This window comes from Haladaptatus sp. CMSO5 (assembly GCF_036689885.1).
Taxonomy (GTDB): Archaea; Halobacteriota; Halobacteria; order Halobacteriales; family Halococcaceae; genus QDMS2.
In genome coordinates, this window is the sequence record NZ_JBAHVW010000003.1 from 69,022 (window position 1) to 93,371 (window position 24,350).

A 24,350-nucleotide genomic window follows, 5' to 3' on the forward strand; every position below is an offset into this window, starting at 1 on the left:
ATTATGCCCTCCTGCTGGCTTCTCCAGCAGTCACGATTGGCACAGAACGCACTCGATCGCTCGTGCTACGATACTCAGTTCGGCGGCCAGTCCAGAATTCCTCGATGAGTGTTGCGAGGTGGTCAGCTGAGACGACTTCGCAGTCGCACTCATCGAGCCCTCGAATCGCACTGCGGACGTCGTCGAGTCGTGTGTCGAGTGTTTCGCGTTGCTGTTGTTCGATTTCGACCTCGGACAGCCCGGAACTCTCCGCGCCGAGTATCGCAAGCAGGCCACCCACATAGGGGAGCGACTCGAGTTTTGCCAGTGCTCCGCGCTCAGCGAGCTGGACGTCGCGAACGCTGACTGGCACGAGGATATGATACTCGCGGACGCTGGTTCCACGCGCCCGGAAATCGGCAGGCAGTCTTGTCTGGTAGACGTTAATGATTGCTTCGAGTGACTCGTTGGCAGCGACGTCGGGGTCATCGAGTCGGTTGCGGTAGCTGGTAGTAATTTGCTCGGGGTCGACCGACCGAGCACTGCTATGAATTTGGATCGGGAATTCGAGGGTATTGAGCGCACTTCCGAGAGCGGCGGCGGCTGTATTCCACTCGGCGTGTGTGGCAAGTGCCATATTCGCCGGTTCAATGCGTACACCGGCAACGAGGTGTCCATCGAACCGCTCCAGCAAGTTTGACTCCGGGACAAACCGGGCGACATGCGTAAGGGTCTCAGTCTGTGCTGGAGGTGTTGAGCCAACTATTGACTTCGTTTTCTCGCGACGGGTGAACGCGGCGATTCGATGTAACCAGCGTTGTGGTGTCATGTGGTTCGGCGTGATGTAGATAATCGCGGCGGTCACGAGGAAGACGCCGACCGCTCCGACTACTCCGCCAAGCATCGCCAGCGTCCCGCCGAGGCGGGAGCCGATGGCGACGATGAACAGTGCGATAATCATCGCTGGGAGGAACAGTTTGAGGTCTTCCAAACTGTAGTTGATATCGATACCGACGATCTCGTCGTCAGCGCCGAACTCGTCGAGGATGCGTCGTTGGGGGTCGCGATTGCGGTTACTCATAGCTGTTGTCGTGGTCGTGTCGGTGTGATTCTGCGTCGGTCATGGTAGTTTGTTGGCGGTGCGGTGGTTCCGGCGGCCATTGATCGTCCCAGGGCCACACGTGGTCGATGGCGGTTCGTATTCGCTGCATGAGGTTTGCACCCCACGATGTCCGCTGTTCTGCGTATCGACGGAGGACATAGAGGATACCAACAAGCGGGGCAGTGATAGCGGCGGAATCGAGGATGATCGATGGGAGAACTGCGTCGCTGGCAAGGAGTGGAGCGGCTCCGCCGACGAGCCCGACAAAGAGAGCGTAGCGAGCAACGAACACCCACGGGGTGGGGTTAACTGGCTGACCGTCGACGTCGCGATCTTCGCGGAGTGCGTATCGGAGATAGTAAGCGGAACCAGTAGCGCCTACTAACCAGAGAACGAGAGCACCGAACAACATCCCCGACGGGAGGATTCCGTTCCTAACCAACGCCCAATCGATGGCTCCGAAGAGACCGACTACGGCGAAGCTGGCGACGAACTGCCAGCGTGGGCGCGCATAGCTGATCTCTGGTGTCTCTCCCCGCCGACGCTGGTCACGAAAGAGTTCACGCTCGTACGCACGCTCTTGTTCGAAGACGTGAATGAGATAGCCAATGCTGAGAACGGCCAAACCTATGCCTGGGGAAGTAAAGAGGACCACATTGGCTGATTCGTACAACTCAAATGTAGCCTGAGCCCACGCTAGACCGTCCTGAGGTGAGACGAATAACGCACCAATGAGTCCGGCGAGCACGCTACCCAGTGCAAGTAATAATCCAACTATGACTGCAGCGATAATAGCTCGACGAAGAACAATTAGTCGCCCAGTGTATGCGAATAACCGAATTTTCTCTTTGGTATCTCGAAATGCCGCTCTCCCAGAACGGAGAGATACTCCATTGGATTCATTCTTGAGTCGATTCACCTGCCGAACTTTTCGTTCAACAACCCGGTTGTCTTCCCATTCTAAACAGTCGAAACAGACTGTAAAGTGGTTCTCGACACTGTCTTCTTCCTGTTGGTCTGGTTTCAGAGGGTGCATCATATAATTAACACGCCCTCTGGGGTGGGTGACTGCACCACAGACTTGGCAATTGAAATTGTCGCGTTGACCGACTTGGTCGACCAGCCGGTCATTATTCCCTATATTCGAGTCGGAAAGTAGGGGGAGATCAGTTCTGAGCCGAGTTTTAAATCTATTAAATACCGTTTGAATACATCCAGATGATGAAGATGGAGATAGGGACGTGGAGTTGAGAGCACCTTGTTGTGCCAAGTTACCCTTTCCGCTCGTTTCCTCGGAATGGCGACGGTGCCATACCCGGTTGACTTCATCCTGAAGCTGTTCCTCGTCTTTTTGTAGACAATCGTGGCAAACAGTGACGAGATTCCCGACGCGATAGCTGTCAAAATGAACAGGAACAGCTGCAAGACCGTGCTCTGTTTTTGGGTAGCCAACGGTTCCACAGAGCTGACAAATGTGATGATCTCGCCGAAGCGCCGAATCGCGAGCCGCCTGATAGTCCTGTTCGTCTGTCATCGGTTGCGGGTCCTCTCGACAGTGTTGATGCTGTCCTGACGCTGCCGTTCATACCGTGCTCGGCGATACTCGCCATCTTGCACCACATCCCGTACATCGTAGGCCTCGTCGTTCGCCTCATCGTAGGCGAGAACGGGCTCTTCAGCCTTCTTCGCTGCAATCGTGTTGAATCCACCTTCGTCGAGTAACCATCCTGAATTCGATGGGCCTTGGCTAAGTGTCCTGAATTCGCCTCGACTATCGAAGTATCCGGCGTCGTACCGGTTTCGATCCAGCTCTGTTCGACTTGTCGCCTGCTTGAACTCGACGTCGTCCGGAACGCTCTCAGCGTACGCTTGGGCTGAGCGGTCAGTAACCCGTTCCCAGTCGGTCGAGCTCCCACGACCACTCGTTGAGCCTGCAGACGACGAACTCGTAGAGGCGGACTGTCCACCAGCGGAAGAGGTACCACCGGTCCCGTTGAAAGCCGGAGCTGGCGGGCCGCGTCCACCTGGACTCGAGAAGCCACCAGTACCAATCGACCCGGCGATGGACGCCCCGTCAGATCCGTTGAGAGACCCACCGAAACCACCCGCGTTGTCACGAGAGAAGGGCGATCCCTCAAGTGGGTCGACTGTCCGGCCAACACCAGCGTTCCGCGTAGTATCGCTCGATGACGACCCACCAATACTCGGGCGCTGGAGGCGACCACGGAGTCCCTTTGCTCCTCGGGACACGTTCATTGTCGTGGCCGCACCGAGAGCGCCCGCTGCGAACATGGTTAATGGTCGCATTTTCCGTGCCCCGAGGAATAAGAATACGGGCGCGATAAGCGCTGTAAACCACATCACCAACAGCAAGATGATGTACGTCGGAATACCCGCTATCGAGGCGATTGGGCCGCTCAACGAACCACGGATTGCGTTCAACACCGGGTAGCCCGTTCCGAGAATGATCGCCGTTGGAACAGGCATGAACGCTGCCGGCGCGAACAGCGACCGCAGGAACTCACCCTTCTGTGCGAACCACTTGAAGATCCAGAAGTCCGGTACCGAGATTGCGATGAATAGCGGGTACGCTGGCATCAACACGAACGGCGCGAGGAACGACAGACCGAACACGAGCAACACGAGCACGAACAGAACACCCGAAGAGAGGTATAACACGAGAGCAGTGATACCCGCACCAACTGCAGCTTCTGATAGCGACTCAAAGCCCGTAATGATCTGCTCGCCGCTCGGCGCGAACGTGACCGCGATGCCCAGCGTGAGATGGAGGATGAGGGCACACCAGATCCACGAAGCCAGGATGCGGAACAGCGCGAACCAGCCCTCTAGCAGCTTCTTTCGCGACTGCATCACGGGGGCCATTCGCGACGGCAGGAACGCCGTCAGCCGCATGATGAGCATCATCAGCCCCCAGACAGCAATCCCAGCAGGAAGGCCAACGGTCAACCAGAGGTCGTACACTGTACCCATCGGTGGGTTCGTCGGCCGCTGGGCAAGTTCCATCTGCCCGTTTCGGAGGGGAACTGGCCGACTCACGAGTACTTCGACGAACGTCTCAGCGCCGTTCTGTAACTTGGTGAGCACCGAGTCCGCGAGCCCATCGATGAATCCCCCGAGGACCGTTCCAAACCCCTTGTGGATGCCGGTACAGACAGCACTCTCCACAGATCCCATCCCCGCACAGGGATCGTTCGCGGAAAGCGTCCCATTCGATGAGCCTGCGGGAGTCGTTCTGTTTGTTCTGTTGTCGTCAGCACTCGTCTGTGCGATCGTCAATGACGCAGTGCTAGCGGTTGTGGTGTTGACTGTCGCATTCCTGCTCAGCGTCTCATGGTCAGGAGCTGCCTGAACGAGTGGCAGTGCATTGGCTCCAAGGAGAAGTGCGAACACGAGTGCAACTGTGAGGGGTGCTTTGTCCATAGGGTGGGTGGAGAGGTCGGTAGTCACGTGGTCCGCTTTCGGTGGTTAGAAGAACGGAACGATGTCCACGCAATTGGCGAGTCCCACGCCAGTAAACCCGATGAACATCTCCATGATAATAGCGAACAGCGGCGTGGTGATCGATGCGAACGCCGCCCGATTGCGCCAGTTTTTGATGGATTGCACCGACTGAGGGTCCTTCGGGAACGCCGAAGCGTTGTGCAGCACGTACGAGAGAATCGCACCACCGATCATCAGAATCCCAACGATGAGTGGGGCTGCCTGATTGATAGTGGTCGCCAACGGCGTGCCACAGATTCCGTTCCCGACTGTGTTGCTTGATTGTGCTGTAGCTGGTGATACTCCGAGGATGAGCAGGACAAGGGTTGTCCCAAGAATGGTCAAACCATGCCGGTTCAGGGTTATCGTTTGTGGGTGATTCTGGTTGCGTCTACAAGTAGGGGACATACATCAGCGATTTTCTGTGGCGTGTCCCATATACTCATTCGCGTTTACAGTGTCGTCGGGTGTGAACACAGGAGAAGGAGCACGAATTGAGTCTTGTAGAACAGTTGAATTAATTATCCCACTAGTTCTATCTTCCATTCTCCGTTTTCATCATACATTCTATATTTCTTTTCACTATCAATGCTTATTGGTGAGTCGATATCATCACAATCCTGGATCATTCCGACCACTAAATCCTCGTATTTTCCAGTCGACTCAGGGGTCAATTCGACTGGATTAAGTTCGTCATGGAATCCTTCTTGCTTGTGGATTTTGTGATGACAGTCCATACAAACCTCTAATACAATTTCAATTGAGAATAATCCGTATCTTTCAGCATAACTAACGTGATGTTCTAACAATTCTGTATTCTCTCCACAAATTTGGCAGTTCATGAACATCAAATGTATTTTCTCGTACTAAAATCATACATTTCTCTCACACTCTGTATTCTGTCAGAAATGCAGAATTGATTTCTGATCTCAATAACAAGACGACGCTATCTAGATTGGATTCGCATCGGAATCCCATCTTTCGTTTGAATCGTGACCCGAGGCTCGAGGTCAAGTTCCTTTTCACCCTCCCAGTCGAGTTGAAATCGCTGCCCTATCGTCGCGAGCACCATCTTCGCCTCTAACAGGGCGAACTCTCGGCCAATACACGTTCTCCGACCTCCTCCGAATGGTGCATACGCAAAGTCGGGAAGGTCTGCTTCAAGTCCATCGGTCCATCGGTCGGGCCGGAATTCGAGTGGTTCGTCATAGAACTGTTCATCCCGTTGGACGTGGATAATAGACAAATGGACTTCGTGCCCAGCAGGAAGCCGAAACCCATTGATTTCGACATCGGTCAGTGTCTGGCGAGGAATCGTGTGAATAGGCGGATACAGCCGGAGTGACTCTCGCAGAATACGGTCTGTAATCTCCAACTCAGGAAGGTCACTGTAGGTGGGTGACTTCCCATCCAAGACTGTCGCCAATTCCTCGTGGAACTGATCCCGGATGTCAGGATGTGTTGCGAGGAGGTACCACGTGAATGCAAGTGCCGTTGCCGTTGTCTCGTGGCCAGCAAACACCATCGTCACAAGCTGATCTTCAATCTCCTGGGTCGTGAGGTGTGCTCCGTCTTCGGTATCACGAGTCTGTTGAAGCTGTGAGAGCAGGTCAAGCGTCTGTGGAGTGTCTAATGAGTCCTGAGATTTCTCCTGACTAGCGTCATCGGCGAGGAGTGCGCGCACTTCCTGTCGAAGCCGGGTGACTGACTGTTTGAATCGTCGTCGAGCGGGCGTCGGCAACCAATCTGGCAGAATCCACGATGAGGGGGCAAACCAGTCGTTGAGCCCATCGGCAGCAGTGCGAAGTTCCGAATCCTCTCCAGGAGACAGTTCCCGACCGAAAAGCGTCGCAAACAGAATTTCAAGGGTAAGGTCTCGCATCTCCGATTCCATGTCGCGGACTTCTCCCTGCTCCCACCTTTCGAGTCGCCGCTCTGTACAGGCCACCATGTTATTCGTGTATCCAGAGACTTGGTCACGGAAGAACAGTGGTTGCAGAATTTCGCGCTGTTTGCGCCAGGTCTGGCCCTCTGCAGAGAGTAAACCGTTCCCGAAGGCTCGGCGGAAATCGTCTGTTTTTCCGAACGCGTCGATGTCGGAGACGAGGACGCGGTTGAAGTAGTCCGGATGGCAAAGGACGAAGACGTCGTTGATGGCGGGAAGATCCATGCGGTAGATATCCCCACATTCCGCAGTGGCATCCTCAACGAAGGTGAATGGGTCGCTGGCGAATTTGAGTGCGTGTCGGAGGAGTGGATGGCCAGTTGGTGCGGGCGGTAAGTGGGAACTCACATCAATCGGTCTTTAGCCATCCCCTGTAAGCGTATCGACCGACATTCTATTGAAGCGTCACGGGCGGTTGAGCTCTTTATTCCAGGCTTTCCACGTCTTTACGAGCGGAACCACAGAATACTCTTTGACTGCGTCCTCTCCGTCAAATAACTCCCAAAGGTACTCCTTGAGATCGTTGAGTGTTGAGTGCCACAAGCTAAAGAGGAGATCGTACTCACCCATACAGGAATTGACGCGGTAGATGAGTTCTTCATCGATAAGTTTCTCAATGAATTGGTCACGGTTCTCAGACGAACCCTGTTGATCAAATTTCACAAGGATATCGGCATCTGCGAGGTTCGCTTCCTGTAGCACAATCACAGCGAGAATCTCGAGAATATCGCTATCCTGGAGTTTCTCTCGGCGTCGCCGGACAGCAGTTCTAGAAAGGCCGATTTGCTCAGCAAGCTCTGTATCCGAAATCCGGCCATTGTTGTTGAGCAGCCGAAATATCTGGTAGTCGTACTCATCGAAATATTTCTGTAGAATTGCTTGCGGTGTGTTAGGGTTGGGGTCAGAAGTCCTGTCAGGGTGATCTGATCCAGTGTTACTCATACTATTATCTTATGAGCAGCGGATTTGTATGTATGTGGTTTCAAATTCGGTTCACCTGTCATAAGTATGATTGCTTCTGACGAAAGTACCCCTATGGTCGGTCGAGTTCTTTGTCCCAAGCCTTCCACGTCTTCACGATTGGGATGATTGTGTACTCTTTAACCACGCTCTCATCTTCAAACAAATCCCAGACATACTCCTTGACATCGTTGAGCGTCTCGTTCCACGTGCTGATGAGAAGGTCGTGCTCACCGATGCAGGAGTCGACACGATAAATCAATCCTTCATCAAGGACTTTTCTGACGAATTGTTTTCGCTCGGTGGCGGGGACTGTGTGGTCAAACTGAATGAGAACGTCTCCGTAAGCGAGGTCTGCTGCTTGCAAGACAATGACGGCAAGCACTTCGAGAACATCGTCACTCTCTAAGTTTTCTCGCCGCCGCCGAACGGCAGTCCGTGAAAGCCCCACTCGCTCTGCCAGATCAGTGTCCGACATGCGTCCATCCTCGTTGAGGGCACGGAAGATTTCGTAATCATGTGTATCGAGGACGTTCTTGAGAACGCTCTGTGGAGAGGCACTATCTGAATCGATTGTGTCGATATGTGGGGGTGTATTAGCGTCACTCATAGCTGGGAGATGCTGGGCGTTTTGCGGACGAGATTCAATAGATGTCTCATTTCACTACCAACCTGTGTTGCTTCGGTCTAGTGGTTTGTAGGAGAGGTCGTAACCAAAGGATTCTGGACCAATAACATCGAGTGCTTCTGGAGTTGTGAGAAGTTCTGGCGCAGGGACGCCGAGGACGCGAACTCGCTGACCATATCGAAGGGCGTCGGTCATCACCGGAGCGGCGGTATCCTGATCAACCAAACAGATGAGGTCGGGCACTGTCGTGAGCGTCTCACCAGCATCATTTTGGGCGATGAGGAACTCGTTTTGGAACTCAATTTCGAGCTTCGAACTTCCGTCAAGTTCTGCGAGCGTGACACTCCCCATCGCGAACCCGTCGCGATTTCGTCGGTGAACGTCAATGACCTTCCCAGTGAACAGCTCTGTGCCACCCAGTAGTTCTCGACCGGCGACAACTGGGTCGACAGTACCGTTACGTGCGCGTTCGATAACGTGACCGAGTTCAGTAGCGAGCGACACCGTATGTGGGATTGCGTATTCAGCAACAAACGCCCCTGTCATAAGGGGGAAGGCGTATCCCGATCTGCCGCCCATCTCGACAGTGATTGCCCGAGCAAAATCTTCGAGGCGTTTTGCTGAGTCAATGTCTTTATAGACGACTTGATTGCCGCGCTCGTCAGTCGTTGCAGCGTAGTTCACGGGCGAACCGTAAATGAAGAACGTGTCCATCTGCAGCTCGGGGAATGCCCGACCCATCCCGTCCCCGTCAACAACTGGGAGGTCGGCCATCGCCGCGACACAGAGTGGCGCCATACTGTTTGCACCACCAATTTCACCAGGAATGATCGCGTCAACATCTTCACCAGAGAATGCCTCGATTGCTCGAAGTGAGTTATAATCCTCATCTCCTTTGGGCAATTTTTCGACACTGATCGTCGGGGCACCCATGCCACCAACACTGGCAACGGTCGCATCATGGGACAAATCGTGTGGGGAAATGAGCTCGATTGCATCTGGATAGCGGTCGTCCTCAAGCAGTGTCTGGAGGCGGAGTCTCCCAATACGTGGGTTTCCTCCGCCTCCGGTTCCAAGGATACCTGCACCGGTGCCAAGCGGTTCGAGGTCGTCGAGAGTGATTTCAGTCAGTCGTGGAATGTCGAATGTCATTAGTGTTTTAGTGGTTTGTAGGTCGTGTTCAGTCCGAACGTCTGTGGCCCCCAGACATCGAGCGCTTCGTCAGTTCGCATGATCTCTGGCGTTCGAATGCCGAGAACACGGACACGAGCCCCATAGCGGAGGCTTTCGGTGGGTATCGGGTCGCCGGTTTCACGGTCGAGGACTGTAATAAGATCAGGAACCGTCGCGACATACTCATCGTCGATTTGGGCACCGAGGTTCTCATTCTGGAATTCGATATGCATCGTCTTACCCTCGTCAGATTCGAGTCCGTCAATATCGACGAATCCAAAAACAAACCCGTGTTCAGTCCGGCGCTGAACATCGACGATTTTCCCTTCAAAGAGGCTCTGGGCTTCCCCGTAAATCGACGACCGTGTGACAGCTCGAATCGCGTCCATCGCGTCGTCGGAAGCCGTCCGCAGTGCGTGGCCAAGATCGCGTGCAAGGGACATCGTTCCTGGAATTGCCGTGTCTTTGACCTGTTTACCACTCATGGGATAATCCGAAACGTAGGCGACACCACCCATGCGGATAGTGACGCCACGTGCGAGCCACTCTAAGTGGTCATTTTCGGCAGTCTCGATGAGACACGTATTGCCATGTTCATCGCTAACCGCTGCAGGTGTCCCGCTCACACCGTAGATGTTGAACGTCTCGTGTTGGAGTTCGGGGAAGGCACGCCCCATTCCGTCCGCATCGACGACAGGAAGGCCGAGCCTGGCGGCGACAGCAAACGGAAACGTCGAATTGATGCCGCCACATTCGATGGGCATCGTCGCATCTACTTGCCGGTCACATTCACGCGCAAGTCGCTTGAGCGACGCAATCGCTTCCATTCCACTAGGAAGCTTCTCGACTGAGACGGTTGGTGCTCCCATCTGTGCTGTCGGCACGACAAAGGAATCGTCGCTGAGGTCGTGTGGGGAAATGAGTTCGACTGGGCCATGCGCTTCGATAGCTTGCTGAGCGACAAGCTTGCCCACATGGGGGCCTCCTCCACCACCCGTTCCAAGGACTGTCGCACCGAGTGCAATGTCCTCGATATCCTCGACTCCGATTTCGACAGTCATCAGTGGTCAAGCGCTCCCGCGGCCTTCACTTTTATTCTGACCGCGTTGCCGGGCAGGTAGGAGAGTGGAACTTCCTCAATGTCGACAATCTCGATACTCTCAGTGTCTGCGCCAGCGGCGAGGGCGTTCTCAATCGCCTCGTCTTTCGCATTTTGGATGGCCTCGTCGCGGGTCATTTCGTCGAGACTGTAGATTCTGTCCACTTCACCAGAGACCTGTGCGATAGCGACACCAACGGCATTTGCGACCTCGTAGTGGTCTGGCTTGTGAACTTCACTGGCCCCTTCCAAGTCATTGGGAACAAGAATGCTTCCACCACCAACAATAACGACTGGAACCTGTTCAGCACTCGTCTTGATACGGTCAACCGCCCGTTCGACGCGACCCCTGACAAATTCGCGTGCCGCGAGAACCGTCTCTTCGTCGATATCAGGCGTCACAGAGCCGATATCGATGGTCCCCGCTGCAACTTCGAGGTCAGTTGCAGTGAGTGTCTCACCGCCGAAACACAGCGCCTCATCGGTGAGTTTGTAGCCAACACTCTGTGGCCCAACCATCACCTCGCCATCAGTCGAAACGAGCGAACCTCCACCGATACCAATGGCGATAATGTCTGGCATCCGGAAGTTGGTTTTCACATCTCCAATTTCGACGGCAACGCTGCTCTCACGGGGGAATCCATCAGATACCGCACCGACGTCGGTCGTGGTTCCGCCGACGTCAACGATGATTCCATTCTGAACGTTAGAGAGATACGCTGCACCCCGTACAGAGTTCGATGGTCCACTAGCAACGGTGAAGATGGGGTATCTGATGGCGTACTCAACGCTCATCAACGTCCCGTCGTTCTGTCCGAAGTAGAGATTTGCATCGATTCCACGCTCGTCCATCGCCTCGACAAATGCACTTGCGGCCTCGTCTGCGACGCTCGTGAGTGCTGCATTGAGGGTGGTTGCGTTCTCACGTTCGAGGAGTCCAACGCTCCCAATCTCATTCGAGAGTGAAATCGGAATTTCATCACCGACTTCGTCACGAATAATCTCGGCAACTCGTGCTTCGTGGTCTTCACGAACCGGTGAAAAGACGCTCGTGACCGCAAAGGCATCGACGCCTGCGAATTCCCTGACCTGCTCTCGGACTTGTGCTTCGTCGAGGTCATTCAGCGTCCGTCCGTCGAACTCGTGGCCACCGTCTAGAATAGAGACGTTGTTGCCAATAGCGTCGGCAAGGTCGTCGGGCCACTCTAAAAGTGGGCGGATACTCTGGGTTGCCGGTGCACCGATTCGAATGACACCAACCTCATTAAGTCCACGACGTTCCGTGATTGCGTTTGTTGCATGCGTCGTTCCGAGCATCACGTACCCGAGCGCATCCACGGTGATGCCACTCTCATCGAGAACATCATCAAGGGCATGTAGAATGCCAGTGGTAATGTCTTCGGTTGTCGGCGTCTTTGTTTTTGCTAGCAGTTCGTCGTCTGTGTTCATGATGACGGCGTCAGTGTTCGTGCCGCCGACGTCAATTCCGAGTCTGTAATCAGTCATTGAGAGCTTCCTGTAATTCTTCGATTGGTCTGTAGTCGATACTGTATCCGAAGTAGTCAGGTCCGACAAGGGAGAGCCCCTCATCTGTGCGCCACTTTGGTGAGCACGGCATGCCGATGACCCGGACCCGATGGCCGTACTTCAGGCCCTCAGTAGTGACCGGATCACCTGTTTCTGCGTCCACGACCGTGATGAGGTCAGGGACGCTCGCGATGACACCGTGGGCAGAATCACGAGCGACAAGGTTCTCGTTTTGAAAGTCAAGGGTGAGCGTGCGTCCGTCGCACTCAGAAACCCCATCAAGTATCGCCTCACCGACGGCAAATCCGCCCTCGGTTCGGCGCTGAACGTCGATGAGTTTTCCCTCGAACAGTTCGTACCCATCTGTCCGATCCAGTACCGATTCGACGGGGTCTCGAGAGTGCTGTTGAGCGGTTCGAATCGACTTGCCGATGTCGTGAGCGAGCGACAGTGAGTTGAGAATCGCGTGCTCTCGAATCTGCGCGCCGGTGAGAGCGTACGTGCCTATCATGCACGCGCCACCCATCTCGATGCTCGTCACACGGGCAAAGGATTCAGCGTACTGGTTGTCAACGGTATCGAGAAAGAGCGTGTTTCCCTTCTCATCGGCGATGCTCATCGGGGCTGCGCTAATCCCGCCCAGGGTGAACGTCACCATCTGGACTTCAGGGAAGGCTCGACCCATCCCATCGGCATCGACGAGTGGAAGATTCAGTGCAGCGGCAACGGCAATCGGAATCGTGCTGTTGAGCCCGCCAGCTTCGATGCTCATCGTTGCGTACGCCTCTTGACCCAGATGGGTTTCGAGCGCTTCGAACGCAGCCAATGCTTCGCCCCCTTGCGGGAGTTTTTCTACCATTACCGTCGGCGCGCCGAGCATTGCACTCGGGATGACGAGGGCATCATCGGGGACTTCAGTTGGGTCAATTAGGTCAACTGGCCCGTGTTCTTCGATGGCTTGGTGGGCCATCAGTTTCCCAAGATACGGGTCACCACCGCCACCAGTCCCAAGAACGGTGGCACCAGTGGCAAAGTCATCGAGATTATCGCGTGTAATCTGCATACGATTCATCGCTCCATCTGGGTGATTTCATCTGTCTCATCGTCAGTCGCGCCCACAACGGCAACGTCAGGTATCTCGTCGAATATGTCTCGGTATGCGTCGTCGTAGATGTGACAGCGGACGTGTGGTCCGGACGCAATTGCTGTGAAGTCTGGTTCGGCCGTCGTGCAGTCGTCGGTCGCGTACGGACAGCGTGTGTGGAATCGACAGCCGGTGGGTACGTCCCGCGGACTGGGGATTTCACCGCGCAGCGGTTCATGCCGTGGTTTGTACGCCTCCTCTTCGGCGGACGTGACCGGGATTGCCGAGAGCAATGCTCTTGAGTAGGGGTGTCGAGGTCGGTGAAAAACCTCTTCTGTCGAACCATGCTCTTGTATCTCACCGAGGTACATCACCGCCGTTTCGTCGGCGAAGTTACGAACGAGCGAGAGGTCGTGCGTAATGAACAGGTACGTCAGCCCGAACTCCTCCTGGAGGTCTTCAAGCAGGGCGATGATTTTCGCCTGAACACTCACATCAAGTGCGCTCGTTGGTTCGTCGAGGAGCAACAGGTCGGGCTGGACTGCGAGCGCCCGTGCGATGTTGATCCGCTGTTTTTGCCCACCTGAGAGTTCGTGGGGGTATTTATTCCAGTACTCGTCGTTAAGCTCGACTCGAACAAGCAACTCGCTCACCCGGTCTCGAATCTCTGACGATGGGACACCGCGTGCTTTCAACGGGACAGCGAGAGACTTTCCGACAGTGCGTCGTGGATTCAGACTCGACGTTGGGTCTTGAAACACCATCTGGACACGTGAACGCAAGTGAGTGAGTTGCTCGTCGGATGGGTTCGTGATGTCCTCGCCATCGAATCGAATCGTTCCATCGGTTGTCTCATGCAGTCCAATGATGGTGCGAGCGACCGTACTCTTCCCACTCCCAGACTCTCCAATGAGTGCGAGCGTGTCTCCCGAATTGATGTCGAAAGAGACGCCATCGACTGCCTTCACGTGGCCAGTCGTTCGCTTCAAGATACCGCCTTTCACCGGGAAGTATTTCTTGAGATCGTCAACAGAGAGCAGGGGTTCACTCATATCAGTCACCTCTCAAGGCTTCCGGTGGTGAACGCATGTATTCGCGCGTCAATTCGATGGTTGGTCGCTCTGATTCGTCTACAGACTCATCGTAGAGGACGCACTCAACGCCTGCCTGATCACCTTGGGCATACATTTCAGGGCGCGATTGCTCGCACTCTGTGGTTGCGTACGGACAGCGCGGAGCGAAGCGACACCCTTGCGGTGGGTCGAGATACTCCGGTACTGAACCGTCAATGCCTTCCGCCATTTCGTCACCGGTAAGCCGTGGAATCGAAGCAATCAATCCCTGGGTGTACGGATGCTTTGGATTCTCAAACAGCTCGTCTGTTGGAGCAGTTTCGACGATGCGACCACCGTACATCACGTACACCCGGTCGCTCACCTGCCGAGCCACCCCGAGGTTGTGTGTAATCATGAGCACGCTTAGCTCGTGTTCTTCAATCAGATTCTTCAACAGCGTGAGAATCTGGTCATGGATTGTAACATCCAGTGCAGTCCCAATCTCGTCTGCGATGAGGAGCTCTGGTTCGTTCAACAGCGCCTGTGCGATGAGTGCCCGTTGTCGCATCCCACCCGACAACTGCGAAGGATACGACTCCATGATACTTTCGGGGTCGGGCATCTGAACTTCTCGAAGCATCTCTAAGACACGGTCTTTGGCTTCCTCGCGCCCGTTCCCAGTGTATTTCCGGTGGAAAAACTCCAGGATTCCCGTATCACTTTTCCCCCCGAACTGTGCTGTATCGGTCAGTTGCTCACCGATCGTGAATGTCGGGTTTAGACTCGACATCGGGTCTTGGAAGATGAGGCTCATCCGTTGACCTTTCAGTCGGTTGAACTGCTTTCGAGGGAGCGACAGTAACTCCGTCCCGTCGAAGGTGATTTCGCCGCTCACGCGAGCAGGTGGTTCGTTCAAAAGTCCAAGGATGGACTTCATCGTCACGGACTTTCCACACCCGGTCTCACCGGCGACAGTGACGACCTCTCCCTTTCCGACAGAGAGGTTCACTCCATCGATGACTTCGGCTAGCCCATCGAATGATTCGAAGCCGACTTTGAGGTCGTTCACACTCAAGAGCGGGTTTTCCGCCACCGGTTCAGTGAGTTTCATCGGTTCACCTCCACGTCAAACAGGTCACGAAGCCCGTCACCGAGCATATTGAACCCCATGACGAGTGCGAAGATTGCAAGGCCAGGGAAGATACTCACCCACCACGAGTCGGGGAGATAAGACGTTCCTTGACTCACCATCGTCCCGAGTCCGGGTTGCGGTGGTTGAACGCCGACGCCGATGAACGACAGCCCGGCACCGATGAGGATGACGAATCCTGCATCCAGTGTGACCTTTACCAAAATTGGCGACAGCGTATTTGGCAGAATCTCTCGGAAGAGGATATGCGGTGTGCTCGCCCCTGCGAGCTTCGCTGCTTGCACGTACTCTTTATTGCGCTCACTCGACACGATGCTCTGAACGAGTCTGGCGTGCCACGTCCACCACAGGACGGCGATGGCAATCATCGCGTTGACGAGCGTTGGCTCTAACGCGGATGTGATTGCGAGAGCCATCACGAGCGGTGGCAACGCTAATGCAGTATCAGTGGCTCGCATGATAATCGTCTCAGTCCAGCCACCGTAATAACCAGCAACAAGACCCAGCATGATACCTACTGGAACACCGAACCCGAGGACAACCCCCACGAGCATGAGCGAGAGTCTGTACCCGAAGAGAACTCGCGTCAAGACGTCGCGCCCAACGTGGTCAGTTCCCATTGGATGTTCCAGACTCGGCGACTGTAGTGTGTTCTGGAAGTCAGTGAACTTGCCAGCGTGCGCGGGATATGGTGCGACCACCGGAGCGAACACGGCCAGTAGAACAACGGTCAGAATGATACCAAGGCCGATGACACTCATGGGACGGCTCGTGAAACGCTTCCACGAGCGACTCCACAATTCACGACGCTCTTCGGAGACGAATCGATTGATGACAGTTACTGATTCAGTGCTCATGTTGCATCCTCCATTGCGAGGCGAATTCGCGGGTCGACACGCCCGAGCAAGATGTCGACCAGGAAGTTAATCGAGACAAATGCAATGCCAATCGTCATCGTCACTCCGACAACGGCATTGAAGTCATTGTTCAACACCGCAGTCACGCCGTAGGAGGCGAGCCCTGGCCACGAATAGACGAGTTCGATCAGAAATGCATTGCCGAGCAGTGACGCGTACAAGAGCCCGAGAATCGTGAGCGTCGGGATGAACGCGTTCTTTAGCGTGTACTTGTACGTGACAAGCCACGAGGGAAGGCCGAACCCGCGCTCCGCCTCCACGTAGTCTTGGTCTTTTACGTCGATCATACTCGACCGCGTAATGCGCATCACCTGTCCAATACCCGCAAGCGATAGTGCGAGTGCGGGAAGGAGGATGTGCATCCATGCATTGATGTGCGCCGTAACATTTCCAGAGAGGAGTGTGTCCACGAGAAGAAATCCTGTGAACTTAGAGACGTTCCCGGCGTACGCTGAGGCGAGCCGTCCAGTAATCGGGAACCATTCGAGAAGGTAGCCAAAAACGAGCTGGAAGATGATGGCGATGAAGAAGCCTGGGACACTCACGCTGAAAAACGCGATAAAACGCGTCACATTGTCCGTAAGTCCGTCTTTGTTCTGGGCAGCAATAACCCCTAACGGGATGCCAAGCAGAATCGTCATCGTCATCGACACGGTGATTAGCTCAAGCGTTGCCGGGAGGTATTGCATGACGTCCGTCGTGACTGCACGCTTTGTCTCCAAGCTTGTTCCGAGGTCACCGACAAGCAGTCCTTGCATGTAGTCGAAATACTGAAAGAGGAGTGGCTTGTTGAGCCCCATCTCTGCCGTGAGCTCTCGAACTTGTTCATCACTGGCTAGAGGCCCAAGCGCCATCCGGGCGGGATTGCCGGGAAGGACTCGTGACGTGATGAAGATGATGACCGAGAGGCCAAGCAGGCTCACGACGATGCCTGCGACACGACGCACGAGGTATTGCCAATATTTCATCCCTGGTAGAAGTCGTGAAACCAGTAATCGAAACTCATCGACGGCCGGAAGGTGTACCCCTTTACGTCTTCAGCGAACGCGTGTTTTTTCGACTGCACGAAGATGAACAAGCTAGGATACAAGTTCGCCAGTCGTTCCTGCAGCTCAGCGTACAGCTGTGCCCGCTTGTCAGGGTCAACCGTGGAACGAGCCTCGTCAATGAGCGCGTCTACCGTGTCATCCTCAACGTGTTCCATACTCATCCACGTCGATGCAGCTTTCGAGTGGAACTGGTTGTAGAACACCGTATCAGGCGACGGGTACACCGGTCCGTAGAACACTTGATTCACGTGTGGCGTCTTCTCCACGCTCGTGGCGAGTTCCGTCATCGTCCCCCATGTCTGCGGATTGAGCTCAACGTCAATACCAATCTCATCCATGTTCTGCTGGAACAACAGCCCCATCTTCTCCTCGAGGCCGTAATCTTTCACGTAGGTATTCTGAATGGAGATATCGCCCTCGGAGTAGCCTGCATCGGAGAGAATCTGTTTTGCCTTTTCAGGATCGTACGTCGGCTGGACGATGTCATCGTTGTGCACACCGAATGACGACGCAAGTGGCCCTTGTGCCGGGAGTGAACCCGGTGCAATTTGATTTCGTGCGGTTTCGTAGTCGAATCCGTAGGCGATTGCTTCGCGAACGGCAGGGTCGTTCGTAGGTGCCTTCTGCGTGTTCAACTTGAAGTAGAACATCGTCACTGTCGGAACCGACTCAACACGGATACCGTCCTCTTTTTCCAGCGCCTGATACGTCTCTTCGCTCTGGTACTGGCTCGACATATCGAGCTCGCCCGTCTTCATAAGCGAGCGCACGGTTGGGTCGTTAGTGATAATCGGCACGGTGACCGTGTCGTACGCGCCGTCTTTGAACGGTTTCCAGTAGTCTTGATACCGGCTGAACGAGATCTCTGCCTGTCGCTCGAAATTTGCGAGTTCATATGGACCAGACCCGGCGTCGTTACCGTTGAGGAACTGCTGCCCGTAATCCCCACGGTCGCCGAAGTCTCCATCGCCTGCTTCATCCAGCACAGTCTTCTTGTCGACGACGAATAACAACACGAGCGTCGCGAGGAACGGTGAGTGCACACGGTCTAACGTGAACGACACGGTTTGTTCGTCTTCAACGGTTACATTCTCTTTTGAAAGTACCTCACCAACGAGTGAGGAGTATCCTTGGTTAATATCGAGGAATCGCTCAACAGAGAACTTCACGTCCTCTGCGCGCACAGGATTCCCACTGTGGAAGGTCACCCCCTCCCTGAGCGTGAAGGTGTAGGTCTTGTTATCATCTGAAACCGTCCAGTCCTCAGCCAGATGTCCCTGAAGATTCCCCTCCGTGTCGGGGAAGACGAGTGGGTCATACAGGTTAACGAGCGCGAGAACCTGGGTGTAGTCAGTCCCTTTCGCAGGGTCAATGGTTCCAAAGCGCTGAGTCGCGCTCATGCGGAGCGTCGCGCTTGAATCGCTCGTCCCGTCCGAATCTGTTTTAGAGCTATTCCCGTTGTCGGAGCCACCATTACTGCCGCCACCATAGTCATTCCCACTAGAGCAGCCAGCAAGCCCTGCAATACCGACTGTCCCAAGCGTTTTCAGGAATGTTCGACGCCGTTTTGGATCGTTGAGGTGTTCACGAACTGGTCCCAGATTACGGTAGGTTTCAGACAGTCCATGAGGGTCTTCATCGTTCGACATACGTTATACAGTATCATGTCCAAGATAGTGGAACATAAGTGTATCGTATAGGAACCAAATATGGTCTAATACGAACAAAAAGTTATCTGTTAGTTTCGAATTGGAACCAGTGGTGGGCATTTCGAACGCAGCAATACCAGACCCGACTTCTCTCGATTCTTTACGGATGATTCTGAGAACAGTCGCGGCTGCAGTGAACCAGACAGATTATTTTCCAGTCTTAGATGGACAGTTACACTAGATTCATGCCAAATGACGGTGGAAGATTAACGCAAGGGTGTGAAAATGTGACACACAACGACCGTGTGGCGACAAATCCACTAACCGGCGAGCGACTAGTCATCCGTGAGTGTATCAGCAACCTCGTTGACTCCGCACGACTCGATGTGTTACGCACGCTTGACGAGCAGCCAATGTCTCCGTCGGCGATTCACAACCGTGGCCTTCTGACTCGCCAAACCGCCTCGAAACACCTTACGCAATTCACTGAGCGCGGCCTGGCCAAACCAGCGGGTGACCAAGGTGGTTACGAACTCACTGCCAGCGGGAAACTCACCCTCAACGCACTTGAAGATTGTCTCAAGGAAATTGATCAAGAGCAACTCGCCGCTCTTACCCGTGCAACGCATTCACTTGGGTTGCTGCAGGCGCTTTCAACGGGCGAAGCGCGACCCCGAGACCTCACGGACGTCGCTGGATCGCCGTCGCGTGCAACCGTCCAACGTGCCTTACAGACGTTCGAAACAGCGGGCTGGACAACAACCGCTCACGGCAGCAATCGACTTACGCCCGCGGGTGAACGTGTGTTGACTGCCTACGATGAGTTGGCGGTGACGATCGAACAAGTGATGGAGAAAGCGCCATGGCTCCAACGACTCAGTCCCACACGAGCGGACGTCCCGGCCCATGCACTTGAAGAGGCAAAGGTGGTTGAGTCCGGGCCAGATTCACCAGGGATTGTCCTTGGTGCGGCGCTCAATCTCTGTGACCCCCGACTCAAGCAATTCCGTGCGCTCACCTCGATTTTCAACCCAACGTTGTTTCGTGCGTACGATGCTCTGCTCAAGCTTGGCCTTGCGGGCGAAGCAATCGTCGACAAGTCAGTGGGTACCCATCTTCATGAGGCGGGTCTGGAGCATTTTCTCGATGATTCCTCGTATGATAATTTCCAGATTTTCCGTCTTGACGAGCCACTGACGCTCGGGATTGGGCTGTACGATGATCGGAAGGTTGCGATTGGCTCGTATAATGAACGGGGAGATGGAGACCATATTGCGATGCTAGTCAGTTCCGACGATGCGTTGGTCAAATGGGGAGAGCAATTATATGAGACGTACAAAGCACAGGCGAGGCCAGCACTGGAGAACTCTCCAGGGATTGCGACTGACGCAACACCAAATCAACGATTCAGTTGAGATGGCGCTCATAGAGCGTGTCGATTAAACGGCCCCTGAAATCAGGGATCACGATCCACCATCCGAGTCAATTTTGGGCACGTGATAATGGAGAAACCGGGAATACAAAGAAACACCTGCTCTCTCCAAGTCGGAGAGTTGACGTACTCAGAGCGAGATCGTGGTTGATTGGTCGCGATTTTGTTCGAAGCCATCGAACCAGGTAGGAAGCACATTGATGTCGATATCCTCGGCGATCGCCCCATCGTTGAGAAGTCGGCTAAGTACGCCATCACGTCCCCATCCACAGATAATTGGCCTAGTCGGAAGGCTATCTCGCGACTCTGCATGACGAACCAAGCGCTGGGGATCTTCGTTTTCATCACGAATAGAGGTGACGAGTTGGCTCAATAGGGGATTCCCGGGCGCTAAATGGTGTACAGATGGGAATTCGTCTGCACAGTCTGCGGAGAACGTCACTGCGACCATGTCGTCGGCTGGTGCAATCGCTTGAGCAAGGGTCTGCTCTCCATCGGACTGCGGAAGCTCAATCGATGTTCCGTTAGTAGTGAGTCGATACGTGCTCGCTTCAAAGGCGAACTCGTCGACAGAGTCGAGGTGGTCTACATCAAGCTCCAGGTCGCCGATTTGCGTGAATTCGACACCTAAGTCGACCAGCGTCTCATTGCCAACGAAGAACGCCTGCAGGCTCTCAACCTCGAACGGGGCCGGATACTCGTACTCAGAATCACCAACGTCGACGATATCAGGATGGTTGTAGGACTGCCACGCATCGAGCTTTGCCTCATCAATAACGTCCTGTGCGACCAACGCATCTGTGGAGTCTAGCGATTCACCGACATCGACCCTGTCACCCTGCTCTTGTTCTTCGATCTGTTTGGAGAATTCGCGGTCAGCCTCTTCGACGACCCGTCTACTCTCCTCACGGTCGGTTTTGAGGGCTGCATCTCGAATCTGGCGGCTCACCCCAGAGAGGATGGGCTGCATCTCGCCGACAACGTTCTCGAACAAGCCGATACGGTCGTCGAGTCGATCGTAAATATCGGTCTCGACAGTATCCTCGTAGCTGTAGTTGAGGATGGCGACTTCATCGAACCGCTGCCCGATACGGTCGATTCTGCCGATTCGCTGCTCGACGCGCATCGGATTCCACGGGAGGTCGTAGTTAATCAGTGCGCCACACTCCTGCAGGTTGAGCCCTTCACTCGCAGAGTCGGTGCAGACGAGGATATCGACGTGACCTTCGTCAGATGAGAACTCGCGCTTCACGCGCTCCTTACCGACCTGTATCCACTCTCCAGACTCGCCGTCGTACACCTCACCACCACGGCCGGAATAGGTTGCAACCGTTTCACCGTGTATAGAGACGAGACTCTGGCGGATGAAGTCCATCGTGTCTGCGTACTGGGTAAATACAATCGCTCGGTTGTGCCCCTCGCGGTCTAACTCGTTGAGATCCTCAATTAACTGCCCGATCTTCGGGTCTTGGTCGATCGCTGCGAGTTCATCCACGAACGACTCTAACTCGTCAATTTCCTGTTCCAGCAAGTGGAGCCCTTCGTCAGTCACGTTAGGAATAATCTCCGCGAGGTCTGCATCTTCGAGATCTCCTTCTAACTCATCGAGCGCTTCGGAATCATCGAGATCATACTCAGCAAGTGTCTCCATGACGACTTGCTGGGAACTCACATCAAGACCATCCTTTGCCCGTTGCTTACCCTTCAGCACGGTACGCTGTCCGCGAAGCTTTCGGAGCCGGTTTTGGAGACTCTGTGAAATCGCGTACACGCTGCTGGTGAGACGTTGCCGATACGTGGTCATCACAAACCCGATAGCACGAGATTCGGCCTCGTCTGACTGCTGGGCGAGTTTGTAGAACTTCCTCGTGTAGTCGTCGATGCGGTCGTACACGCGTCGGGTCTCCTCAGTGAGCTCAATCTTGTGCTGTTCTGGATCACGGTCGGGAACCGTCGCGTCAAGAAGGCCGACCCGTTCGTACTTTCGAAGGGTGTCACGAGTGTTCCGATGGATGAGCGCATCGACAGGCGTAGATTCAGAGAGAACGTCTTGAACAACTTGCCAGCCAGATTCTGACAGCTCGTCAAGCGCGGCAAGTCGCTCGTTTCGTGAGTAGGTCAGCCACTCTTCGTCGGCCTTCCATTCGGGATAGAGAAGATACTTCAGCTTCTCGTCCTCCTTGGCGTCGAACGGATCGACGTCGTACTCTTCCATCGAGGACTCGAACAGGTCGATATACCCGTCGTAGTGCTCACCATAATCGCTAGCGAGGTCACAGGCACGCAGGACACGCTGCTTCGCGATGGAGCGTGCGTGCTGTTCATCTCTCACGTCGAGTTCTGCACCAACAGAGTCGAAGACCCGATCTGAGAGACTTCGAGACCCAGAGATACGGTCCTGGTATCTCCCCTCAGTAAGGGTTGCTTGTGCGGACCAGGAGTCGGTGTGTCCAGACGAGTCGCCCCCTCCGAAAACCTCGTCGAAGGCCTTCGTGAGTGCCCGTCGTGTCTCAAAGAACTCCACGAAGTTTTCCTGATTGCCCCATTCACCGGGGAGATCAAGCAGAGCCATCAGATCATACAGTTCGCCAGCGTGCAGCTGCATCGGCGTTGCCGTGAGCAGGTAGTAGGTCTGTGTATGATCACGAAGCCGTTCGAGCATCGAGTAGAAGTTGCTTCCCTCGCGGCCGTTGTGTGCCTCGTCGACGATGACGGCATCCCAGACACCCTCTCGGTTCGCTGGTTGTCGGCCACGACAGCTCCCTGGGACGTCCTCCCGCGTCCGGACGTGGCCACCGTCCTCTGGTGCTACCTGATCCCACCGGTCCTTCAGCCGTGCCGTGTGCCAGGACATGATGATGATCGACGGGGCGCTGGCGGCGGTTTGTTGCTCGTGGAGGAATCTCCAGATAGGGCTCTCGACCCATGCCTGTTTGTGTTCGCTACTCTCGAGGTCGAGTTCTGATGCTGTAGGAGGAGTGTGCTCACGACCAAAGGCGTCGATGAAGGCGTATTCGTAGTCACTCCCACGTTCGTATCGATACGTATTCAGGTTGAACTTCTCCCACATCTCCTCTTGCCACTGGACTGTGAGACTCGCTGGAACGAGCAACAGCCCGGTTTCGAGTTCGTCGGTGAGTCCAAGACGTGAGAGTGTCAAGCCGGCCTCAATTGTCTTTCCGAGGCCGACTTCGTCGCACAGCAAGAAGCTGTTCGGATAGGTGTTGACGAGCGTGTCGGAGACGACCCGCTGGTGCGGCCACGGCGTGATCGTACTCCCTTTCTCCGCGAGCGCGAGACCGCCGGGAGAGAGCGGGCCGTCAGCGATGATATTGGCTTTGTCGCGGTCGGTCGGGGGTGCTTCGCCTCGGGCGATCTGGATTGCTTCCTCAAGCTTCGTCTGCGAGTCCGGGTCTTTCCAGTCGATGAGTTCTTCCTTGATGGCCTCTGGGAGGTCGTAGACCTCGACGTAGGGATGTTCGTCTTTCCAGAGGCGCTCGAACGTGTCGACGTCGCCGTCGACGTACGTCGACTGTTGGTCGACCCACGAACGATGGACCTTGAACCGCTCGTAGTTGTTCTTCCACCCACCGACGGTCTCGTTGACGCTCCCCTCGAAAGAGAGCGCGTTCCCGTCTTCGTCGTGGAAGACACCCATCTTCGGGTGGAAGATGCGCCACGAACCCTGACGAGGGACAGCGACTTTGATGTGAAGCCGATCCTCACGGAGGAGCCGAGCGAGAAGTTGGAGCTGGGCGTCCAGTTGTTCGTCGTCCAGTTCGTCCAGAGATTCAGTGAGCTCGTCGGTGAGCGCCTCGAAAACGGGACGGTCAGTCGTGTAGAGTTCCGTTCCCACAACCAATCGCATTTCGCCGTCGTTCTCGAGGAGTGCGTCAATCCCTCTGGAGGCAACCGCGAGCGCGCTGCTAGAGAAGTAGCCCGCAATTCGGTCGTATCGAATTGACCGTTCCAACGCGGGTACGTAGAATTCGTCAACAAGATACATCCCGTCGGCAGCGGGCTTGCTCTCGTAGATTGAGGACCAAGTTCGATCCGGGAAAGTCGACATTATGGAAACTTGACTCTGAGTTCACAGCATT

Annotated in this window: 19 protein-coding genes; 1 reads left to right on the top strand and 18 read right to left on the bottom strand. The window is 54.9% G+C overall.

Features of this window, described 5'->3' with window-relative positions:
• Position 1: 1 nt before the first annotated feature.
• The 17 genes from V5N12_RS16745 to V5N12_RS16830 all read right to left on the bottom strand — a co-directional run bounded on the left by V5N12_RS16745 (position 2) and on the right by V5N12_RS16830 (position 18,818).
• A complete protein-coding gene (locus V5N12_RS16745; RefSeq protein WP_332900374.1) occupies positions 2 to 1,060 on the bottom strand; it encodes a hypothetical protein in 1,059 nt (352 codons plus the stop codon).
• A complete protein-coding gene (locus tag V5N12_RS16750) occupies positions 1,053 to 2,615 on the bottom strand; it encodes an HNH endonuclease (RefSeq protein WP_332900375.1) in 1,563 nt (520 codons plus the stop codon). The genes V5N12_RS16745 and V5N12_RS16750 overlap by 8 nt, the downstream gene beginning before the upstream one ends.
• The gene (locus V5N12_RS16755) at positions 2,612 to 4,267 is read right to left on the bottom strand and encodes a hypothetical protein (RefSeq protein WP_332900376.1); all 1,656 of its coding nucleotides are present in this window, start codon (positions 4,265 to 4,267) and stop codon (positions 2,612 to 2,614) included. The genes V5N12_RS16750 and V5N12_RS16755 overlap by 4 nt, the downstream gene beginning before the upstream one ends.
• A gap of 300 nt (positions 4,268 to 4,567) precedes the next feature.
• Positions 4,568 to 4,825 carry a hypothetical protein gene (locus V5N12_RS16760; RefSeq protein ID WP_332900377.1) on the bottom strand — a complete coding sequence of 86 codons (258 nt, stop codon included), beginning with the start codon at positions 4,823 to 4,825 and terminating at the stop codon, positions 4,568 to 4,570.
• Positions 4,826 to 5,103: 278 nt separating this feature from the next.
• Positions 5,104 to 5,424: a hypothetical protein gene (locus V5N12_RS16765; RefSeq protein WP_332900378.1), complete on the bottom strand. Its 321-nt coding sequence runs from the start codon at positions 5,422 to 5,424 to the stop codon at positions 5,104 to 5,106.
• 104 nt (positions 5,425 to 5,528) lie between these two features.
• A complete protein-coding gene (locus V5N12_RS16770; protein ID WP_332900379.1) occupies positions 5,529 to 6,875 on the bottom strand; it encodes a cytochrome P450 in 1,347 nt (448 codons plus the stop codon).
• Positions 6,876 to 6,932: 57 nt separating this feature from the next.
• A complete protein-coding gene (locus tag V5N12_RS16775; RefSeq protein ID WP_332900380.1) occupies positions 6,933 to 7,469 on the bottom strand; it encodes an Lrp/AsnC family transcriptional regulator in 537 nt (178 codons plus the stop codon).
• A 91-nt stretch (positions 7,470 to 7,560) separates the two neighbouring features.
• Positions 7,561 to 8,097, bottom strand: coding sequence for an Lrp/AsnC family transcriptional regulator (locus V5N12_RS16780; RefSeq protein WP_332900381.1), 537 nt, complete (start codon positions 8,095 to 8,097; stop codon positions 7,561 to 7,563).
• A 54-nt stretch (positions 8,098 to 8,151) separates the two neighbouring features.
• Positions 8,152 to 9,267 carry a DUF917 domain-containing protein gene (locus V5N12_RS16785; protein WP_332900382.1) on the bottom strand — a complete coding sequence of 372 codons (1,116 nt, stop codon included), beginning with the start codon at positions 9,265 to 9,267 and terminating at the stop codon, positions 8,152 to 8,154.
• The gene (locus V5N12_RS16790; RefSeq protein WP_332900383.1) at positions 9,267 to 10,349 is read right to left on the bottom strand and encodes a DUF917 domain-containing protein; all 1,083 of its coding nucleotides are present in this window, start codon (positions 10,347 to 10,349) and stop codon (positions 9,267 to 9,269) included. Before V5N12_RS16790 ends, V5N12_RS16785 begins: the two co-directional genes overlap by 1 nt.
• Positions 10,349 to 11,893, bottom strand: a complete 1,545-nt coding sequence (locus V5N12_RS16795) for a hydantoinase/oxoprolinase family protein (protein WP_332900384.1) — start codon at positions 11,891 to 11,893, stop codon at positions 10,349 to 10,351. Before V5N12_RS16795 ends, V5N12_RS16790 begins: the two co-directional genes overlap by 1 nt.
• Complete coding sequence (locus V5N12_RS16800) at positions 11,886 to 12,977, bottom strand: DUF917 domain-containing protein (RefSeq protein WP_332900385.1); 1,092 nt, start codon at positions 12,975 to 12,977, stop codon at positions 11,886 to 11,888. Before V5N12_RS16800 ends, V5N12_RS16795 begins: the two co-directional genes overlap by 8 nt.
• A gap of 5 nt (positions 12,978 to 12,982) precedes the next feature.
• Positions 12,983 to 14,059, bottom strand: a complete 1,077-nt coding sequence (locus V5N12_RS16805) for an ABC transporter ATP-binding protein (RefSeq protein ID WP_442904991.1) — start codon at positions 14,057 to 14,059, stop codon at positions 12,983 to 12,985.
• The gene (locus tag V5N12_RS16810) at positions 14,052 to 15,164 is read right to left on the bottom strand and encodes an ABC transporter ATP-binding protein (RefSeq protein WP_332900387.1); all 1,113 of its coding nucleotides are present in this window, start codon (positions 15,162 to 15,164) and stop codon (positions 14,052 to 14,054) included. Before V5N12_RS16810 ends, V5N12_RS16805 begins: the two co-directional genes overlap by 8 nt.
• On the bottom strand, positions 15,161 to 16,060 hold the full coding sequence (locus V5N12_RS16815; protein WP_442904992.1) for an ABC transporter permease: 900 nt from the start codon (positions 16,058 to 16,060) through the stop codon (positions 15,161 to 15,163). Before V5N12_RS16815 ends, V5N12_RS16810 begins: the two co-directional genes overlap by 4 nt.
• Positions 16,057 to 17,088 carry an ABC transporter permease gene (locus tag V5N12_RS16825; protein ID WP_332900388.1) on the bottom strand — a complete coding sequence of 344 codons (1,032 nt, stop codon included), beginning with the start codon at positions 17,086 to 17,088 and terminating at the stop codon, positions 16,057 to 16,059. The genes V5N12_RS16815 and V5N12_RS16825 overlap by 4 nt, the downstream gene beginning before the upstream one ends.
• Entirely contained in the window at positions 17,085 to 18,818 is a 1,734-nt protein-coding gene (locus V5N12_RS16830; protein WP_442904993.1) for an ABC transporter substrate-binding protein, read from the bottom strand. Before V5N12_RS16830 ends, V5N12_RS16825 begins: the two co-directional genes overlap by 4 nt.
• Before the next feature lie 224 nt (positions 18,819 to 19,042).
• On the opposite strand from V5N12_RS16830, the gene V5N12_RS16835 reads away from it, so the two are divergent.
• On the top strand, positions 19,043 to 20,233 hold the full coding sequence (locus V5N12_RS16835; RefSeq protein ID WP_332900390.1) for a transcriptional regulator FilR1 domain-containing protein: 1,191 nt from the start codon (positions 19,043 to 19,045) through the stop codon (positions 20,231 to 20,233).
• 147 nt (positions 20,234 to 20,380) lie between these two features.
• Here the strand turns inward: V5N12_RS16835 and V5N12_RS16840 are convergent, their stop codons facing one another.
• Positions 20,381 to 24,319, bottom strand: a complete 3,939-nt coding sequence (locus tag V5N12_RS16840; protein ID WP_442904994.1) for a helicase-related protein — start codon at positions 24,317 to 24,319, stop codon at positions 20,381 to 20,383.
• Positions 24,320 to 24,350: the final 31 nt, after the last annotated feature.

Coding starts and splice junctions, on each gene's coding strand:
- V5N12_RS16745 (WP_332900374.1), bottom strand. CDS start 1,060: ATGAGTAACCGCAATCGCGACCCCCAACGACGCATCCTCGACGAGTTC.
- V5N12_RS16750 (WP_332900375.1), bottom strand. CDS start 2,615: ATGACAGACGAACAGGACTATCAGGCGGCTCGCGATTCGGCGCTTCGG.
- V5N12_RS16765 (WP_332900378.1), bottom strand. CDS start 5,424: ATGAACTGCCAAATTTGTGGAGAGAATACAGAATTGTTAGAACATCAC.
- V5N12_RS16775 (WP_332900380.1), bottom strand. CDS start 7,469: ATGAGTAACACTGGATCAGATCACCCTGACAGGACTTCTGACCCCAAC.
- V5N12_RS16780 (WP_332900381.1), bottom strand. CDS start 8,097: ATGAGTGACGCTAATACACCCCCACATATCGACACAATCGATTCAGAT.
- V5N12_RS16785 (WP_332900382.1), bottom strand. CDS start 9,267: ATGACATTCGACATTCCACGACTGACTGAAATCACTCTCGACGACCTC.
- V5N12_RS16790 (WP_332900383.1), bottom strand. CDS start 10,349: ATGACTGTCGAAATCGGAGTCGAGGATATCGAGGACATTGCACTCGGT.
- V5N12_RS16795 (WP_332900384.1), bottom strand. CDS start 11,893: ATGACTGATTACAGACTCGGAATTGACGTCGGCGGCACGAACACTGAC.
- V5N12_RS16800 (WP_332900385.1), bottom strand. CDS start 12,977: ATGCAGATTACACGCGATAATCTCGATGACTTTGCCACTGGTGCCACC.
- V5N12_RS16810 (WP_332900387.1), bottom strand. CDS start 15,164: ATGAAACTCACTGAACCGGTGGCGGAAAACCCGCTCTTGAGTGTGAAC.
- V5N12_RS16815 (WP_442904992.1), bottom strand. CDS start 16,060: ATGAGCACTGAATCAGTAACTGTCATCAATCGATTCGTCTCCGAAGAG.
- V5N12_RS16825 (WP_332900388.1), bottom strand. CDS start 17,088: ATGAAATATTGGCAATACCTCGTGCGTCGTGTCGCAGGCATCGTCGTG.
- V5N12_RS16830 (WP_442904993.1), bottom strand. CDS start 18,818: ATGTCGAACGATGAAGACCCTCATGGACTGTCTGAAACCTACCGTAAT.
- V5N12_RS16835 (WP_332900390.1), top strand. CDS start 19,043: ATGGACAGTTACACTAGATTCATGCCAAATGACGGTGGAAGATTAACG.
- V5N12_RS16840 (WP_442904994.1), bottom strand. CDS start 24,319: ATGTCGACTTTCCCGGATCGAACTTGGTCCTCAATCTACGAGAGCAAG.